This window comes from Ureibacillus aquaedulcis (genome assembly GCF_030418165.1).
Lineage (GTDB): Bacteria > Bacillota > Bacilli > Bacillales_A > Planococcaceae > Ureibacillus > Ureibacillus aquaedulcis.
Genome location: NZ_JAUHTQ010000038.1, coordinates 1 through 894, shown reverse-complemented (window position 1 = coordinate 894; position 894 = coordinate 1). Strand labels below are relative to the sequence as shown.

The window sequence follows — 894 nt, the reverse complement described above, 5'->3', positions numbered from 1 at the left end:
TCACGAGGCTAGCCCTAAAGCTATTTCGGAGAGAACCAGCTATCTCCAAGTTCGATTGGAATTTCTCCGCTACCCACACCTCATCCCCGCACTTTTCAACGTGCGTGGGTTCGGGCCTCCAGTGAGTGTTACCTCACCTTCACCCTGGACATGGGTAGATCACCTGGTTTCGGGTCTACGACCACGTACTCATTCGCCCTATTCAGACTCGCTTTCGCTACGGCTCCGCCTTCTCAGCTTAACCTTGCACGTAATCGTAACTCGCCGGTTCATTCTACAAAAGGCACGCTATCACCCATTAACGGGCTCTAACTACTTGTAGGCACACGGTTTCAGGTTCTATTTCACTCCCCTTCCGGGGTGCTTTTCACCTTTCCCTCACGGTACTGGTTCACTATCGGTCACTAGGTAGTATTTAGCCTTGGGAGATGGTCCTCCCGGATTCCGACGGAATTTCACGTGTTCCGCCGTACTCAGGATACACTCAAGAGAGAATGAACTTTCGACTACGGGGCTTTTACCCGCTATGGCGGACCTTTCCAGGTCGCTTCGCCTAATCCATTCCTTTGTAACTCCGTATAGAGTGTCCTACAACCCCAAGAGGCAAGCCTCTTGGTTTGGGCTTTTCCCGTTTCGCTCGCCGCTACTCAGGGAATCGAATAATTTCTTTCTCTTCCTCCAGGTACTTAGATGTTTCAGTTCCCTGGGTCTGCCTTCAAGACGCTATGTATTCACGTCAAGATACTGTTCCATTACGAACAGTGGGTTCCCCCATTCGGAAATCTCCGGATCAAAGCTTACTTACAGCTCCCCGAAGCATATCGGTGTTAGTGCCGTCCTTCTTCGGCTCCTAGTGCCAAGGCATCCACCGTGCGCCCTTAATAACTTAACCTA

Annotated in this window: 1 rRNA gene; it reads right to left on the bottom strand. The window is 51.0% G+C overall.

Annotated features, from left to right (window positions below):
• Nucleotides 1-892 (bottom strand): 23S ribosomal RNA (locus QYB95_RS19035); the annotation flags it as partial.
• Nucleotides 893-894: the final 2 nt, after the last annotated feature.